Source organism: Lelliottia sp. EB106-05-01-XG201 (assembly GCF_058791735.1).
The window spans coordinates 1187981-1204068 of the sequence record NZ_JBYTDV010000001.1; the positions used below are offsets into that span (position 1 = coordinate 1187981).

General features: G+C 52.5%; 17 protein-coding genes and 1 other RNA gene. 10 read left to right on the forward strand and 8 right to left on the reverse strand.

What is annotated here, in order from left to right:
• Positions 1–26: 26 nt before the first annotated feature.
• Positions 27–1214 (reverse strand): knotted carbamoyltransferase YgeW, encoded by a 1188-nt coding sequence (gene ygeW / locus AC3WS9_RS05530; protein WP_285144921.1) that lies wholly within the window; start codon positions 1212–1214, stop codon positions 27–29.
• Positions 1215–1688: 474 nt separating this feature from the next.
• On the opposite strand from ygeW, the gene AC3WS9_RS05535 reads away from it, so the two are divergent.
• The gene (locus tag AC3WS9_RS05535; RefSeq protein WP_492487200.1) at positions 1689–3458 is read left to right on the forward strand and encodes a sigma 54-interacting transcriptional regulator; all 1770 of its coding nucleotides are present in this window, start codon (positions 1689–1691) and stop codon (positions 3456–3458) included.
• 253 nt (positions 3459–3711) lie between these two features.
• The gene (locus AC3WS9_RS05540; RefSeq protein WP_492487202.1) at positions 3712–4257 is read left to right on the forward strand and encodes a fimbrial protein; all 546 of its coding nucleotides are present in this window, start codon (positions 3712–3714) and stop codon (positions 4255–4257) included.
• A gap of 192 nt (positions 4258–4449) precedes the next feature.
• Here the strand turns inward: AC3WS9_RS05540 and ssrA are convergent.
• Together ssrA and smpB are read right to left on the reverse strand one after the other, a co-directional pair.
• Positions 4450–4813: a transfer-messenger RNA gene (gene ssrA / locus AC3WS9_RS05545) on the reverse strand.
• A 99-nt stretch (positions 4814–4912) separates the two neighbouring features.
• The gene (gene smpB / locus AC3WS9_RS05550) at positions 4913–5395 is read right to left on the reverse strand and encodes an SsrA-binding protein SmpB (protein ID WP_282494223.1); all 483 of its coding nucleotides are present in this window, start codon (positions 5393–5395) and stop codon (positions 4913–4915) included.
• Positions 5396–5557: 162 nt separating this feature from the next.
• Between smpB and AC3WS9_RS05555 the strand changes: the two genes are divergently transcribed.
• The gene (locus tag AC3WS9_RS05555) at positions 5558–5995 is read left to right on the forward strand and encodes a type II toxin-antitoxin system RatA family toxin (RefSeq protein ID WP_282494224.1); all 438 of its coding nucleotides are present in this window, start codon (positions 5558–5560) and stop codon (positions 5993–5995) included.
• Positions 5985–6272, forward strand: a complete 288-nt coding sequence (locus AC3WS9_RS05560) for an RnfH family protein (protein ID WP_492487204.1) — start codon at positions 5985–5987, stop codon at positions 6270–6272. The genes AC3WS9_RS05555 and AC3WS9_RS05560 overlap by 11 nt, the downstream gene beginning before the upstream one ends.
• Before the next feature lie 62 nt (positions 6273–6334).
• Here AC3WS9_RS05560 and bamE read toward each other — a convergent pair whose 3' ends face one another.
• The 3 genes from bamE to nadK form a co-directional block, all read right to left on the reverse strand.
• On the reverse strand, positions 6335–6676 hold the full coding sequence (bamE, locus tag AC3WS9_RS05565; RefSeq protein WP_015960091.1) for an outer membrane protein assembly factor BamE: 342 nt from the start codon (positions 6674–6676) through the stop codon (positions 6335–6337).
• 137 nt (positions 6677–6813) lie between these two features.
• A complete protein-coding gene (recN, locus tag AC3WS9_RS05570) occupies positions 6814–8475 on the reverse strand; it encodes a DNA repair protein RecN (RefSeq protein ID WP_492487206.1) in 1662 nt (553 codons plus the stop codon).
• Positions 8476–8560: 85 nt separating this feature from the next.
• On the reverse strand, positions 8561–9439 hold the full coding sequence (gene nadK, locus AC3WS9_RS05575; protein ID WP_015960089.1) for an NAD(+) kinase: 879 nt from the start codon (positions 9437–9439) through the stop codon (positions 8561–8563).
• A 121-nt stretch (positions 9440–9560) separates the two neighbouring features.
• Here nadK and grpE point away from each other — a divergent pair, with 121 nt between their 5' ends.
• Positions 9561–10154, forward strand: coding sequence for a nucleotide exchange factor GrpE (grpE, locus tag AC3WS9_RS05580; protein WP_282494227.1), 594 nt, complete (start codon positions 9561–9563; stop codon positions 10152–10154).
• Between the two features lie 49 nt (positions 10155–10203).
• Here grpE and AC3WS9_RS05585 read toward each other — a convergent pair whose 3' ends face one another.
• Both AC3WS9_RS05585 and AC3WS9_RS05590 read right to left on the reverse strand, forming a co-directional pair.
• Positions 10204–11493, reverse strand: coding sequence for an HlyC/CorC family transporter (locus AC3WS9_RS05585; protein ID WP_100779245.1), 1290 nt, complete (start codon positions 11491–11493; stop codon positions 10204–10206).
• 18 nt (positions 11494–11511) lie between these two features.
• Entirely contained in the window at positions 11512–12303 is a 792-nt protein-coding gene (locus AC3WS9_RS05590) for a cytochrome C assembly family protein (protein ID WP_282494228.1), read from the reverse strand.
• A 166-nt stretch (positions 12304–12469) separates the two neighbouring features.
• On the opposite strand from AC3WS9_RS05590, the gene ffh reads away from it, so the two are divergent.
• From ffh to rplS, 5 genes are all read left to right on the forward strand, one after another.
• Complete coding sequence (gene ffh, locus AC3WS9_RS05595; protein WP_154128876.1) at positions 12470–13831, forward strand: signal recognition particle protein; 1362 nt, start codon at positions 12470–12472, stop codon at positions 13829–13831.
• Positions 13832–13979: 148 nt separating this feature from the next.
• A complete protein-coding gene (gene rpsP, locus AC3WS9_RS05600; protein ID WP_014171249.1) occupies positions 13980–14228 on the forward strand; it encodes a 30S ribosomal protein S16 in 249 nt (82 codons plus the stop codon).
• 15 nt (positions 14229–14243) lie between these two features.
• Positions 14244–14783 (forward strand): ribosome maturation factor RimM, encoded by a 540-nt coding sequence (rimM, locus tag AC3WS9_RS05605; protein WP_100779247.1) that lies wholly within the window; start codon positions 14244–14246, stop codon positions 14781–14783.
• A gap of 31 nt (positions 14784–14814) precedes the next feature.
• Positions 14815–15582, forward strand: coding sequence for a tRNA (guanosine(37)-N1)-methyltransferase TrmD (gene trmD / locus AC3WS9_RS05610; RefSeq protein ID WP_282494229.1), 768 nt, complete (start codon positions 14815–14817; stop codon positions 15580–15582).
• Between the two features lie 44 nt (positions 15583–15626).
• Entirely contained in the window at positions 15627–15974 is a 348-nt protein-coding gene (gene rplS / locus AC3WS9_RS05615; RefSeq protein WP_095282974.1) for a 50S ribosomal protein L19, read from the forward strand.
• Positions 15975–16088: the final 114 nt, after the last annotated feature.

A 16088-nucleotide genomic window follows, 5' to 3' on the forward strand; every position in this document is an offset into this window, starting at 1 on the left:
GCTGGCGGGTCTGCCAGCCGGGTGAATTATTTGATGCGTTTCTGCCCTTCGCTGAGCAGCTCAGCCAGAAGCTGGCCAGGTTTGGCGTATTTGCGGCACAGGATCATTGAGGCGATGATGTAAGGTTTCCAGCTCGCCTCTTTGTAGGTGGCGATACGGTATTTTTCGAAGACCGCTTCGGCCACTTCACCTTCGGCACATGAAACGCCGGTGATATCCGCAGGCAAACAGTGCATGTACAGGGCATCGCCCTCGTGGGTTTTCGCCATCATCTCTTCGGTGCAGTGCCAGTCTTTGTGTTTAGCATTTTGCGCCAGGCAGGCTTTCTCCAGGGCTTTCAAACCGTCGTGATCGTTGGCACGCAGCAGCTCGGTGCGTTTTTCCATGACCTTGTAAGGGGCCCAGGATTTCGGATAAACAATGTCTGCGTCTTTGAAGGCTTCGGCCATATCCGTCACCTGACGGAAGCTGCCACCCGAGGCTTTGGCGTTGCTTTCGGCCACTTCGAGCACTTCTGGGATCAGGTCGTAACCTTCCGGATGTGCGAGAGTGACGTCCATACCGAAGCGGGTCATCAGACCGATAATCCCCTGCGGCACGGACAGCGGTTTGCCGTAGCTTGGGGAGTAGGCCCAGGTCATGGCGATTTTTTTGCCTTTCAGGTTTTCCAGCGAGCCGAAATGCTCGCGCAGCCAGGCCAGATCGGCCATCGATTGGGTCGGGTGGTCGATATCACACTGCAGGTTGATCAGCGCCGGACGCTGCGGCAGAACGCCCTGCTGGTGGCCGTCATCCAGGGCTTCGCCGACTTCACGCATATAGGCGTTACCCGCCCCGAGATACATGTCATCACGGATCCCGATGGCGTCCGCGCAGAAGGAGATCATGTTGGCCGTTTCGCGAACCGTTTCCCCGTGGGCGATTTGCGATTTCCCTTCGTCGAGATCCTGCTGAGCAAGGCCTAACAGGTTTAACGCCGAGGCGTAGGAGAAGCGGGTGCGCGTTGAGTTATCGCGGAAAACGGAAATCCCCAGTCCGCTGTTGAACACTTTGGTGGCGATGTTTTCGGCGCGCAGCCCTTTGAGCGCCGCGGCGACATCCAGCACCTGTTTCAGCTCATCCGGAGATTGCTCCCACGTCAGCAGGAAATCCTTCTCATGGAGGTGAGAATTAAGCTGATTGATATCCTTAATCAATTCGTTGACAGTTTTCATTTTCAATCCTGATTGTAAGTAACGAGCTTAATGATTGCTGTGCGGTCGGATGTGCGGGGGTACCGAAATAGCGACAGCCAGCGCTAATGCACAACAAGCAATTAGTGCGCCAGATCTAAATTGCAGAACTGTCAGGCGTGAAAGGGTGATGATTTTGCGAAGCTAATCACGAATTTGTTTGAGATGAATGTAATACCAGGCGAGAGAGTCAGGAGAAGGTTTAATGGCATTGCAATGGGGCCGGGTTGATCAAGTGAAATTAGGCTGAGTGTCTTCGCGAAATTGATAAAAGGCCGGTGCTAAATATCATAATGATATGAAAATGTGATAAGGGCTGCATATTTTTGGCTACGAAGCGGGAAACAAAACTCTCTATGTCAATTCCTGCTAAAGAGAGCGTAGTATCATTGTGGAAAAGACGTGGCATGACGCTTTCGGATATGTCGCCCGATGCACAATATGAAAAGGTTGATTATGACTTCCTCTAATGCACCCTCTATTCTTATGCAAATTCAGCCTACGATTCAACAGTTTGCAAGGATGCTCTCAAGCGTGCTGCAGCTTGAGGTGGAGATTGTTGATAATACTTTGTGTCGGGTCGCCGGAACGGGGGCGTATGGTAAATTTCTGGGGAGAAAACTCAGCAAAAACTCCCGGTTATTATGTTACATAATAGAAACAAAAAAAGAGAAGGTGGTGACGCATTCGCGTTTCGATCCCCTGTGTACCGATTGCTCTCATAAAGAGAATTGTAAAGAGAAGGCGTTTTTGGGAACGCCGGTAATATACCAGGATCAATGTGTCGGAGTCATTAGCCTGGTGGCGCTGACCTGCGAGCAGCAGGAGCGAATTAATGACAATATTCAGGCGTTTTCTGATTACGTTCGACATATCTCTTCCATATTTGTCGCACGACTTTTACAAGATCAGGCGGGCAGCGACAATATTCAGAAGCTCTTCACCACTATGATTGAAAATATGGACCAGGGCGTTCTGGTGGTGGGGCGCGATCAGAAAGTCATCTGTGCGAATCAGGTGGCGTTAAAGATCATGGGCGCCACGCACAACAATATTATGGGAAAAAGCATCCATTTCAGCCCTCTGACTTTTGAAGGTAACTTCAGACACGGCCACATGCAGCACGTCATCTCCATTGAGGATAAGAAGGAGCTGATTATCGGCCAGCTGCATGCGGTGCAGGATCAGTGGCTGTTTTTGATGGCGTTTCATCAGTCTCACTCTTCTACTGATTTGAATCATGTTCAGGAGGGGCCGCAGATTGAGGCGATGGTGGGAGAGTGCCCGCCGATGCGGCAGTTAAAAACGCTCATGAGCCGTGTAGCGCCGAGCCCTTCCAGCGTAATGATTGCCGGAGAGAGTGGCACCGGTAAAGAGGTGGTCGCCCGTGCGATTCATAAGCTTAGCGACCGCCGGGACCAGCCGTTTATCGCCATCAACTGCGCCGCTATCCCGGAACAGCTGCTGGAGAGCGAACTGTTTGGCTACGTGAAGGGCGCCTTTACTGGCGCGCTCGCGAACGGTAAAACCGGACTGATTCAGGCGGCAAATCATGGGACGCTGTTCCTCGATGAGATTGGCGATATGCAGCTGTCGCTGCAGGCAAAACTGCTGCGCACCATTGAGTCTCGGGAGATTCAGCCAGTCGGGGCCAGCCATCCGCTGCCGGTGGATATCCGCATTATTTCGGCCACCAATCAGAATCTCGAGCAACTCATTAGCAACGGAAAGTTTCGCGAGGATCTTTACTACCGCCTGAACGTTATTCCGCTTAATCTGCCGCCGCTGCGTGAGCGGCAGGAGGATATCGAGCTGCTGATCCACTATTTCCTGCATCTGCATACCCGTCGCCTGAACCTGGTCTATCCCGGCGTCGCACCCGACGTTATCGCCTTTCTGAAAGAGTACCAGTGGCCCGGCAACATTCGTGAATTGAGCAATTTGATCGAGTACCTGGTGAACGTCGTGCCGTCCGGCAGCGTGATTGATATTTCATTACTGCCGCCAAATCTGGTGAGCAGCAGGAGAGTGGCCGAAGCTCAACTGCCTGGATCGAGTACGACTTCCGAGGATGAGAGCGTGACAGTGTTGGAGGAGATGGAGAGGCAGATGATCCGTGGCGCGCTGAGTCGTAACAGCAATAAAAAGCAGGCTGCAGATGAGCTGGGGATTGGGATTGCGACGCTGTATAGGAAGATTAAGAAGTATGAGATGGCAAATTTGTAAGAGACCGTTCTCGTTCAGAGATCTTTAACGCAAGCGCCCGTTCGGGCGCAATAACTCTTTAGCCAAAAATAACCTCCCCTTTATTTAATCCAGAAATGGATCAAATACCCGCGTCCGTAAGACACACAATCACCGCAATATTATATTCTCGGATTCGGTGTAAACGCCTTTGAATTTAATAGGGAAATACATTGTGTAGCAAGATTTAGTGTATTTCGCCTATTATTAAAAATTAAATATATAAGGACTGTATATGAACAAGCGAATTTTAGGTTTAGCCATTTCAGCACTGTTTTTGATTGCGACGGCACATGCTGAAGATATAGATACATCTGCCACCATCGATATTGCCGGTAATGTCACGGGAACTCCTGACACCAGCGCGTCGTGTACGGTGAATGTCTCCAAGGCACTGGTTAATCTAAGCACTGATGTGACAAACCTGCGCGAGCAGGGCGTAAAAACGACGCCAGATGAAGGGGTTTCACTGTCCGTAACCGGTGATCAGGGGTGCCACAATTTGCTGCTGGATAGCCGCATTGCCTATAAATTTGTCGGGACTGCCGATGAAGCAACCGGGAAAGTTCTGGCAAATACCGACACAACCGAAGGGGCCGCTCAGGGTGTCGGCGTCGGTGTTTACGATCAGGAAGGTAATGTGGTGAATGTGAACACCGATTATTTCCGCGCCAATCTTTATAATACGATTGTTGGGCTGGGCCTGGTGAAATTATCCGGGCAAACGCCAACTCAGGGCACAGTGAAAAGTGCATTAACGATCGAAATATTACGCCTGTAGTGGTGAATTGATTATTGGTGACGGTGTTATTTGACATAACCGTTAATGCTCTATGAAGTGCCAGGCTGAGTTGCGATGAGATTCGGTTTTAAACTCTCGTGACAGATTTTAGCCACAAAAAAGCCCGCAGGCTTTCGCGTGCGGGCTTTCAGGACTTCGTATCAGGCTCTGGTGACCTTCAACCAAGAATTTTGGTGGAGCTGGGGGGATTTGAACCCCCGTCCGAAATTCCTACATCCTCGGTACTACATGCTTAGTCAGTCTTTACATTCGCCTGGCACCTGCGGATTGACACGCCACTACCAGACTAGCCTGATTAGTTTTAACACTTCAGCCCCAGGCAGGACATCCGTGCGATCTCTTTTGGGTTTGACCTCTCTTTGATCCCCGTCTTAAGAGCGGAAGCTAGGGAGAGAGGGCTCTTAGCAGGTTATTAAGCTGCTAAAGCGTAGTTTTCGTCGTTTGCGACTATTTTTTTGCGGCTTTTTACGAGGCAAACCGCCCCTCGGCATGCACCTTGGGTTTCGCAAATCCCGTCGAATCCAGAATCAGCCCCAATGTGTTGAACTCAGTATACCAGAACTGGCATCGGTGATGCCAGCGTGGAACGATAAGTTCTTAAATCACTGCGAAAAGTACAAAATTCAGGCAGAAATTATCGGCCTGCGTGCTTCATGATACGCGCTTTGTCGACCTGCCATTCACGGTCTTTCACATCGTCACGTTTGTCGTGCTGTTTCTTACCTTTTGCTACGCCAATTTTCACTTTGCACCAGGCGTTCTTCCAGTACAGAGACAGGGCGACGACGGTGTAGCCTTCGCGGTTAATACGGCCAAAGAGTGAAGCCAGTTCGCGCTGGTTCAGCAGCAGTTTACGCGTGCGCGTTGGGTCGCAAACATAGTGCGAAGAGGCGACGGCCAGCGGTGTAAAGTTCGCACCAAACAGGAAGGCTTCGCCATCAATCATGATCACATAGCTGTCGCTGATGTTGGCTTTCCCTGCACGCAGGGATTTGACTTCCCAGCCCTGCAACGCAAGGCCAGCTTCGAATTCTTCTTCAATGAAATACTCATGGCGGGCACGCTTGTTCAGCGCAATGGTTGCCGAGCCAGGTTTATGTGCTTTTTTCTTCGTCATAAGTGTCGTGAAGCCATAGGTAATCTGAGTTCAAAAAGTAACCTCATTGCGATTGTGTCCTGTGAGGTCCAACGCGCTATCTTAGCACGAGATAAGCCTTAGCGTTTTTTTAACAGGGGATAAATGTTATTATTTGTCCGTTGTGTGACCATGGAAAATGCTATGCCTCAGATTAGTCGTACTGCGCTTGTCCCCTACAGTGTGGAACAAATGTACCAGTTAGTGAATGACGTTCAGTCCTATCCGCAGTTTATTCCGGGATGTACCGGTAGCCGGGTGCTGGACGCTGGCCCGACGCAGATGACTGCTGCGGTAGATGTGTCTAAAGCAGGGATCAGTAAGACGTTTACCACCCGAAATACGCTGACCGATAATCAAAGCATTTTGATGCATCTGGTGGACGGCCCGTTCAAAAAGCTGATGGGGGGCTGGAAGTTTACGCCACTGAGCGCAGATGCCTGCCGCATCGAGTTCCATCTGGACTTTGAGTTCACTAATAAGCTGATCGAACTGGCGTTTGGCCGCATCTTTAAAGAGCTGGCCTCGAACATGGTCCAGGCGTTCACTGTCCGCGCCAAAGAGGTTTACAGTGTCGCCTAAAATAACGGTGGAAGTGGCGTATGCTCTGCCGGAGAAGCAGTATCTGCAGCGCGTGAAGCTGGAAGAAGGTGCCACCGTTGAAGAAGCGATTCGCGCCTCTGGTTTGCTGGAGCTGCGCAGCGATATCGATCTGAGCAAGAATAAAGTGGGGATCTACAGCCGTCCGGTAAAACTGACGGATGTACTGAACGATGGCGATCGCGTTGAGATTTATCGTCCGCTGATTGCCGATCCTAAAGAACTGCGCCGCCAGCGCGCGGAGAAAGCTGCGAAGTAGTACGAAACAGCGTAAGAAACAAAAAAGGTGCTCAGTGAGCACCTTTTTGCATTTCTGAAACCTTACTCTTTGGTGAGCGCCGGTTTGTTGTCGATGTTGGTCAACACACCGCTGCTGTTGAAGGTCAGGGTCAGCGTCTGCTGAGTCACGCCTTCATGGCCAGGCTGCTGGCGGAAAACATAGAACCAGGTGTTGGTGCCGAATGGATCGGACATCATCGGGGTTCCCAGTGCATAAGCGACCTGCTGTTGTGTCATGCCGACACGAACTTTAGACACATCGTTAGGTGTGAGGTAGTTCCCCTGGTTGATGTCAGGACGGTAAACCACTCGCTCCAGAGTGGAACAACCTGCGGTCAACATCAGAAGAACCGCTGCGACAGCGGTCAGCGTTTTACAGCGCATGTGATTTGATTCCTTTTCGGGCCCGAGCAATACGCGGCTCATATGTTATATGCCGATGATAATAGACCTTGCCCCACTTTGAAACCGGTCTGACGGCGTTTTTGTTGTTCTGTATGACCCTGAGATCCCGAAAAAGTTTATGCGGCCAGCAGTTCTTTCGCATTCGCCAGCGTGTTGCGCGTCACTTCGCTGCCGCCGAGCAGCCGCGCCAGCTCTTGCAGGCGCGCCTTTTTATCCAGCGGGTGCATGTGGGTTTCCGTCATTTCACCATCGGTTTCTTTGCAGACATAGAAATGATGATGCCCACAACCCGCCACCTGCGGCAGGTGGGTCACGCACATGACCTGAGTTGACTCGCCCAACTGACGTAACAGTTTGCCAACGACGGCAGCGGTCGGGCCGCTAATCCCCACGTCCACCTCATCGAAAATCAGCGCCGGAGTTTCCATTTTACGTGCGGTGATCACCTGAATCGCCAGGGCGATACGCGACAGTTCACCACCCGAAGCGACTTTAGAAATTGCCTGTAACGGCTGGCCGGGGTTGGTGGTCACGCGAAACTCAATGCGGTCCGCGCCTTCGGCGGTCAGATGATTGACTTCAAATTTGACGTCAATGGTAAAGACGCCGTGCGGCATCGACAGCGCATGCATACTGTCGGTGATGTGCTGGCCCAGCTCCTGCGCATAGTGCTGACGCACTTCGTGAAGCTGCTTCGCCGTAGCCAGCGCCTGCTGATGGTGAACATTCACCGCCAGAGAGAGCGTTTCCAGCGAGTCGGCCTGATCGTCCAGCTGCTGCTGTTCATCCAGCAGTGACTGGTGATAGTTCGGCAACTCTTCCGGCGTGACGTAGTGCTTACGCGCGAGTGAGATCTGACGGGAGATACGTTGCTCCAGCTCAAACAGACGATTCGGATCGAGGTCCAGGCGTTCGCAATAGTGACGTAATTCCTCTCCCGCTTCGGAAATCTGAATCGCCGCTTCTTCCAGCATATCGAGTACGCTGGACAGTTTGCTGTCGAGACTGACCAGTTCAGTGACCTGCTGGCGCACGATATAGAGCTGGCTTTGCAGGTTGATATCTTCGCCATCAGCCAGCAGATTCAGCGCCTGTTGGCTGGTCGAAATGAGATGACCGCTATTCGCTAGCCGTTTGTACTCTTCGTCAATCTGCTCAAATTCGCCCGGCTGTGGGTTAAATTCATTGAGCTCTTTCAGCTGGTAGTTCAACAGCTCAGCGCGCGCGGCCCGTTCCTGGCTTTGCTGCTGATGCAGTGCCAGTTCGCGGCAGCTCTGGTGCCACTGGCGATAGTGCTCGGCCATCAGCTGAGTGAGCGCGTACTCACCGGCATAGCCATCAAGCAGGGCTTTTTGTTGTTCAGGTTTAATAAGCTGCTGATGCGCGTGCTGGCCATGAATTTGAATCAGAAGCTGACCCAGCTCGCGGAGCTGAGAGAGGGGCACCGCTGTGCCGTTGATAAAACCACGGGAGCGCCCATCGCTGCTGATGACGCGGCGAAGTAAACACTCACGTCCATCCTCGAGTTGATTCACTTCGAGCCAGCGCAGCGCGGCAGGGGTATCTTTTAAGGAAAAGCGCGCGCAGAGATCGGCGCGATTAGCGCCCGTACGCACGATGTCGCCTTCTGCGCGACCGCCGAGACACAACCCGAGCGCATCAATGGCAATAGATTTACCTGCACCGGTTTCACCGGTAATGGCCGTCATTCCACTCTGAAAGTCGATCTCAAGCTCACGAACAATGGCGAAGTTGCTGATGGTCAGTTGTGCCAGCATAATTGTTTTCCTGTATGAAAAACCATAACTGTATTTTCATACAGTATAAACTGGTTTTATATACAGTAAAGTGCTGGATGCGAATTTAGAACAATTTTTTTGACCAGCCAAGCTTCGAGCTTAATGTGTTGAAATAGCTGTAGTCTTTTGGGTGAATCAGATTCAGGTGGTAATCGCAACGCCGGATCAGGACATCTTCTCCCTCCTGAATCGGCAGGGCAATCTGGCTGTCGCAGCTGATTTCAAGGTCGTTTCGGCGGTGCGAGAAACGCAGACGAATGGTGCTGCTGCTGTTAATGACCAGCGGGCGAGCCGAAAGGGTATGCGGGAACATCGGTACCAGGGTGATGGCATCCAGCGAAGGTGTCAGAATCGGTCCACCAGCAGAAAGGGAATAGGCGGTAGAGCCGGTCGGCGTGGAGATAATCAGGCCGTCTGAGCGCTGAGAGAAGGCAAAGACTTCGTCGATATAAACTTCGAACTCAATCATATGCGCGACTTTGCCCGGGTGCAGAACCACTTCATTTATGGCCGTGCTGATCCGTTTTTGGCAGTCCTGCTGGCAAACCTGCGCTTCGAGCAGAAAGCGTTTTTCGCTGATGTAGTGACCATCCAGGACATCGGCCAGCTGTTGGTGAGCGTTGTCGGGGTCGAGGTCGGTCAGGAAGCCCAGGTTGCCACGGTTGATGCCGATGACTTTGATGTCATAGCGCGCCAGCGTGCGGGCGGCTCCGAGCATGTTACCGTCACCGCCGACCACGACGGCGAGATCCGCCTGCTGACCGATCTCCGCCAGCGTACCGGTCTTCACATTTTTAAGCTGCAGTTCCTGCGCAATTTGCTGCTCCACCATCACTTCATAACCTTTCGCGCACAGCCAGCGATACAACATTTCATGTGTCGTCAGCGCGGTAGGGTGACGTGGATGTCCGACAATCCCAATACACTTGAAATGATTATTCATTTTCTGGAGGTCCTTGTGCCGAATGATGGTGACAATATGCTTTGTTCCCTTGAATCCCGGAAACTGATCCCCATAATAAGCGAAGTTAGCGAGATGAATGCAGAAAAACGCGGAGAAATTCATGAGTAGTAAAGAACAGAAAACGCCTGAGGGGCAAGCCCCGGAAGAAATTATCATGGAACAGCACGAAGAAGTTGAGGCTGTAGAGCCGGATGCTTCTGCTGAGCAGGTGGATCCGCGCGATGAAAAAATTGCGAATCTGGAAGCTCAGTTAACTGAAGCCCAGAATCGCGAGCGCGAAAGCGTGCTGCGTATCAAAGCGGAAATGGAAAACCTGCGTCGCCGTACTGAGCTTGACGTGGAGAAGGCGCATAAGTTCGCGCTGGAGAAATTCGTCAACGAGCTGCTGCCGGTGATTGATAGCCTGGATCGTGCGCTGGAAGTGGCTGATAAAGCCAATCCGGACATGGCGGCGATGGTCGAAGGCCTCGAGCTGACGCTGAAATCTATGCTCGACGTGGTGCGTAAGTTCGGTGTGGAAGTGGTTGCCGATACCAACGTGGCGCTGGACCCTAACGTCCACCAGGCGATTGCGATGGTGGAATCTGAAGAGGTGACGGCAGGCAATGTGCTGGCTGTGATGCAGAAAGGTTACACGCTGAACGGTCGTACGATCCGTGCCGCGATGGTGACTGTCGCGAAAGCGAAGGCGTAATTTGCCTCTGTAGTGCCGGGTGGCGCCTGCGCTTACCCGGCCTACAACATTACCGTTCGGCCACGCTATCCCGCAGCGGTTTGACCGGGATAACTTTCACCTGTTTGATCATATTGTCCTGCACGTCCAGGATATCAATATCGTATTGGCTGATGCGCACACGGGTGCCAGACGCCGGGATCTCTTCCAGTGCTTCCAGAATCATACCGTTAATCGTGCGAGCGTCGTCTTCCGGCAGGTGCCAGTTGAAGGCTTTGTTGAGCTCACGCACATTGGCGCTCCCGTCGATCAGCACCGAACCGTCGTTTTGCGGCGTGACCTCTTCGGCAAGCGATGGCGACATTGACGTCGTAAAATCACCGACAATCTCTTCCAGAATATCTTCGACCGTTACCAGCCCCTGAATATCGCCATACTCGTTGACCACCAGGCCGACTTTCTTTTTATTGCGCTGGAATTTTACCAGTTGGGTACTCAGCGGTGTGCCTTCGGGAATGATGTAAAGCTCATCGGCAGCGCGGAGCATCACCTCTTTGGTGAACTCTTTTTTCTCGGTCATCAGGCGATAAGCTTCGCGCACGCGCAGCATGCTGATAGCGTCGTCGAGTGAGTCACGATAAAGCACGATGCGGCCATGCGGGGAGTGGGTCAGCTGGCGGACGATGGCTTTCCAGTCGTCGTTGATATCAATCCCGACGATTTCATTGCGCGGCACCATGATGTCGTCAACGCTCACTTTTTCGAGATCCAGCACCGACAGGAGCATGTCTTGATTGCGGCGAGAAATCTGCGAGCGGGATTCGTGCACGATGGTGCGCAGTTCGTCTTTGCTCAGGGCACTGCTGATCACCACGTCGGCTTTAATGCCGACCATCCGCATCAGCAGGCGCGTGACCATGTTCAGCAGCCACACCAGCGGCATCATCAGGATCAGCAGCGGTCCCAGCAGGAAGCTGCTCGGATAGGCGACTTTCTCGGGATAAAGTGCGGCAATGGTTTTTGGCAGGACTTCGGCAAACACCAGCACGACGAAGGTCAGCACGCCGGTGGCGATGGCGACGCCCGCGTTGCCGTAAAGACGCATCCCGACGATGGTACCCAACGCAGAGGCGAGAATATTGACCAGGTTGTTGCCGATCAGCACCAGGCTAATCAGACGATCGGGTTTACGCAGCAGCTTTTCGACGCGTCGGGCGGCACGGTTGCCCTGTTTAGCGCGATGACGTAACCGGTAGCGGTTGAGGGTCATCATGCCGGTTTCCGAACCTGAGAAATAGGCGGAGATAACCACCATGACGATCAGCGTAACGATCAGCGTGGTGGTGGAGATGTGTTCCAGGGGGAACTCCTTTGTTGCTTAGCCGACGAACTGCTGTATGACGCGACTGCCAAAATAGGCCAGGGTCAGGATGCCAGCGCCCGCTACGTTAAACCAGACGACGCGACGACCGCGCCAGCCCTGATGATAATGGCCCCATAACAGGACAATATAGACAAACCACGCAATGATGGAGAGCACCGCTTTATCGATATTCTCAATGCTGAACAGATTCTGCATATAAAACAGACCCGTACATAGCGTCAGCGTCAGTAGCACCACACCGATCTGCGTGATGTGGAACATCTTACGCTCAATGACCATCAGCGGCGGCATTTCCTGGTTGAAAACCAGTTTTTTGTTTTTCAGCTGGTAGTCGATCCACGCCAGTTGCATTGCGTAGAGCGCCGCAATGATCAGCGTCGCGTAGGAGAAGAGCGACAGACCGATGTGCACCATCATGCCCGGTGTGGTTTCCAGGTGGGTGATGAATTCATTGGGGACGAAAGTGGCGAACGCCAGGTTGATCAGCGCGAAAGCGTAGACAATCGGCAGTAACAGCCAGCCGCGATTCTTGGAGGCGACAATGGTCATCACCGTACAGATCATCAGACTGACCAGCGAGCCAACGTTAAGAACGCTCAGGTTTTGTACGCTGCCATCGCCCGGAATAATGCGCGATTCCAGCGCAAACGCATGGCTGACCAGGGCGATCACTGCCGACAAAATAGCCATGCGCCGCCAGCCGCTGTTTTTTTGCAGCAGGCCAGGAATAATCAGCGCAAGGCTGCAAGAGTAGGCAACAAGGGCGATCAGTGCGAAAACAGGCATATAGGCGTCGACAGTTGTCTTAATAAGAAAGATAAGCAGTATAACGTTACGTGACGCGCGCTCCAACCGTTGCATAACAACAAAGACGCCTTCATGTTATACTCCGGCAAAATTCTATGTACGTGTCGCTGTCGCGACCTAACGTTTCTACCTCAGGCGAGAGACAATGTTTGATAATTTAACCGATCGTTTGTCGCGCTCGCTGCGCAACATCAGCGGCCGTGGGCGCCTTACCGAAGACAATGTGAAAGAAACGCTGCGCGAAGTGCGCATGGCGTTGCTCGAAGCCGACGTGGCGCTGCCCGTTGTGCGCGAGTTCATCAGCCGCGTAAAAGAGAAAGCGGTTGGTCATGAAGTGAACAAGAGCCTGACCCCGGGTCAGGAGTTCGTCAAAATTGTTCGCAACGAACTGGTTGCGGCAATGGGCGAAGAGAACCAGGTCCTGAACCTGGCCGCGCAGCCACCTGCGGTGGTGCTGATGGCCGGTCTGCAGGGTGCGGGTAAAACCACCAGCGTCGGTAAGCTGGGTAAGTTCCTGCGCGAAAAGCACAAGAAAAAAGTGCTGGTGGTCTCTGCCGACGTCTATCGCCCGGCGGCGATCAAACAGCTTGAAACCCTGGCAGAGCAGGTCGGCGTGGACTTCTTCCCATCCGACGTTGCCCAGAAGCCAGTGGATATCGTCAATGCTGCGCTGAAAGAAGCGAAGCTGAAATTCTACGACGTGCTGCTGGTGGATACCGCCGGTCGTCTGCACGTCGACGAAGCGATGATGGACGAGATCAAACAGGTTCACGCCGCGATTAATCCGGTTGAAACCCTGTTTGTTGTCGATGCGATGACCGGCCAGGATGCGGCGAATACCGCGAAAGCGTTTAACGAAGCGCTGCCGTTAACCGGCGTCGTGCTGACTAAAGTGGACGGTGACGCCCGCGGTGGTGCGGCGCTCTCTATTCGTCATATCACCGGTAAGCCGATTAAATTCCTCGGTGTCGGCGAGAAAACCGAAGCGCTGGAGCCGTTCCACCCGGACCGTATCGCCTCCCGTATTCTCGGCATGGGCGACGTGCTGTCGCTGATCGAAGATATCGAAAGCAAGGTTGACCGCGCGCAGGCTGAGAAGCTGGCGAGCAAGCTTAAAAAAGGCGACGGTTTCGATCTGACCGACTTCCTCGAGCAGCTCCGCCAGATGAAAAACATGGGCGGCATGGCAAGCCTGATGGGCAAACTGCCGGGCATGGGCCAGATCCCTGATAACGTGAAAGCGCAGATGGATGACAAAGTGCTGGTGCGTATGGAGGCGATCATCAACTCGATGACGCTGAAAGAGCGTGCGAAGCCTGAAATCATCAAAGGGTCGCGCAAACGCCGCATCGCCGCCGGTTGCGGCATGCAGGTGCAGGATGTTAACCGCCTTCTGAAACAGTTCGACGACATGCAGCGCATGATGAAGAAAATGAAGAAGGGCGGAATGGCGAAAATGATGCGTGGCATGAAGGGCATGATGCCCCCAGGCTTCCCGGGCCGCTGATTGGCCTGGCTTGCCTGCCATTTACAGCTGACTGAGTAACTGTTGATTGCATTTTCCCCAGAAATCAGTAAAATTTTCGGGCTTTTAATATGACACTGGGCTCCGTTCCTCGATGGGGCCCTGTGTTTTATTCACACAAGAGGATGTTATGGTAACTATTCGTTTAGCACGTCACGGCGCAAAAAAGCGTCCGTTCTACCAGGTTGTTGTGACTGACAGCCGTAATGCACGCAACGGTCGCTTCATTGAGCGCGTTGGTTTCTTCAACCCGATCGCTAGCGGTTCTGAAGAAGAAACCCGTCTGGATCTGGATCGTATCGCTCACTGGGTTGGCCAGGGCGCTACTGTTTCCGATCGCGTTGCTACGCTTATCAAAGCAGCAAACAAAGCAGCTTAATCTGTCACGGTGGTCATGATGAGCAATAAAGCACCTGTTGAACCGATCGTATTGGGAAAAATGGGTTCTTGCTACGGTATCCGTGGTTGGCTCAGAGTGTTTTCCTCCACTGAAGACGCTGAAAGCATTTTTAACTACCAGCCCTGGTTTATCCAGAAAGGTGGTAAGTGGGAAGCGGTCGAGCTGGAAAGCTGGCGTCACCACAATCAGGATATCGTGATCAAGCTGAAAGGCGTTGACGATCGCGACGCGGCGAATCTGCTGACCAATTGCGAAATTGTCGTCGATTCATCGCAGCTGCCTTCGCTGGAAGAGGGTGATTACTACTGGAAAGACCTTATGGGTTGCCAGGTGGTCACCACTGAAGGCTATGGCCTGGGCAAAGTCATCGACATGATGGAAACCGGGTCAAATGACGTTCTCGTCATTAAGGCAAACCTGAAAGATGCATTTGGCATCAAGGAGCGGCTGGTTCCGTTCCTCGATGGGCAGGTTATCAAGAAAGTCGATCTCACTACGCGAACTATCGAAGTAGATTGGGATCCTGGTTTTTAAATTCTCCGGATAAACGGTAAAAGACGGCGCTATGTGGATTGGCATAATTAGCCTGTTTCCTGAAATGTTCCGCGCGATTACTGATTACGGGGTAACTGGCCGGGCAGTAAAAAAAGGCCTGCTGAACATCGAAAGCTGGAGTCCTCGTGACTTCACGCATGACCGGCACCGTACCGTGGACGAACGTCCTTACGGCGGCGGACCGGGGATGTTGATGATGGTGCAACCCTTACGGGATGCGATCCATACAGCAAAAGCCGCGGCAGGTGAAGGCGCGAAGGTGATTTATCTGTCACCTCAGGGACGCAAGCTTGATCAAGCGGGCGTAAGCGAACTGGCCACGAATCAGAAACTGATTCTGGTATGTGGTCGCTATGAAGGGATAGATGAGCGCGTAATTCAGACCGAAATTGATGAAGAATGGTCAATCGGCGATTACGTTCTCAGCGGTGGTGAGTTACCGGCAATGACGCTGATTGACTCCGTTGCCCGGTTTATTCCGGGTGTACTGGGCCATGAAGCATCAGCAACAGAAGACTCTTTTGCTGATGGATTGCTGGACTGTCCACACTATACCCGCCCTGAAGTGTTAGAAGGGATGGAAGTACCGGCGGTATTGCTGTCGGGGAACCATGCCGAGATACGTCGCTGGCGTTTGAAGCAGTCGCTGGGCCGAACCTGGCTTAGAAGACCTGAACTTCTGGAAAACCTGGCTCTGACTGAAGAGCAAGTAAGGTTGCTGGCGGAGTTCAAAAAAGAGCACGCACAACAGCAACATAAACATGATGGGCAAGCGTAATACGCTCCCGATATATCAGTTTACCCAGGATAAGAGATTAAATTATGAGCAACATTATTAAGCAAATTGAACAAGAGCAGATGAAGCAGGACGTACCTTCATTCCGTCCGGGTGATTCCGTGGAAGTGAAAGTATGGGTTGTTGAAGGTTCCAAAAAACGTCTGCAGGCATTCGAGGGCGTGGTTATCGCTATTCGTAACCGCGGTCTGCACTCTGCATTCACTGTTCGTAAAATTTCCAACGGCGAAGGTGTTGAGCGTGTCTTCCAGACTCACTCTCCAGTAGTTGACAGCATTACTGTCAAACGTCGTGGTGCTGTACGTAAAGCTAAACTGTACTACCTGCGTGAGCGTACTGGTAAGTCTGCTCGTATTAAAGAGCGTCTGAACTAAGACTCGCTTAAGCAACATCCTGTTAAAAGGGCTGGCCGCAAGGTCGGCCCTTTTTTATCTAAATCCGCTCCGCTTGTTAACCCTCTCGTCATAAATCATTTACAATACCCGCTC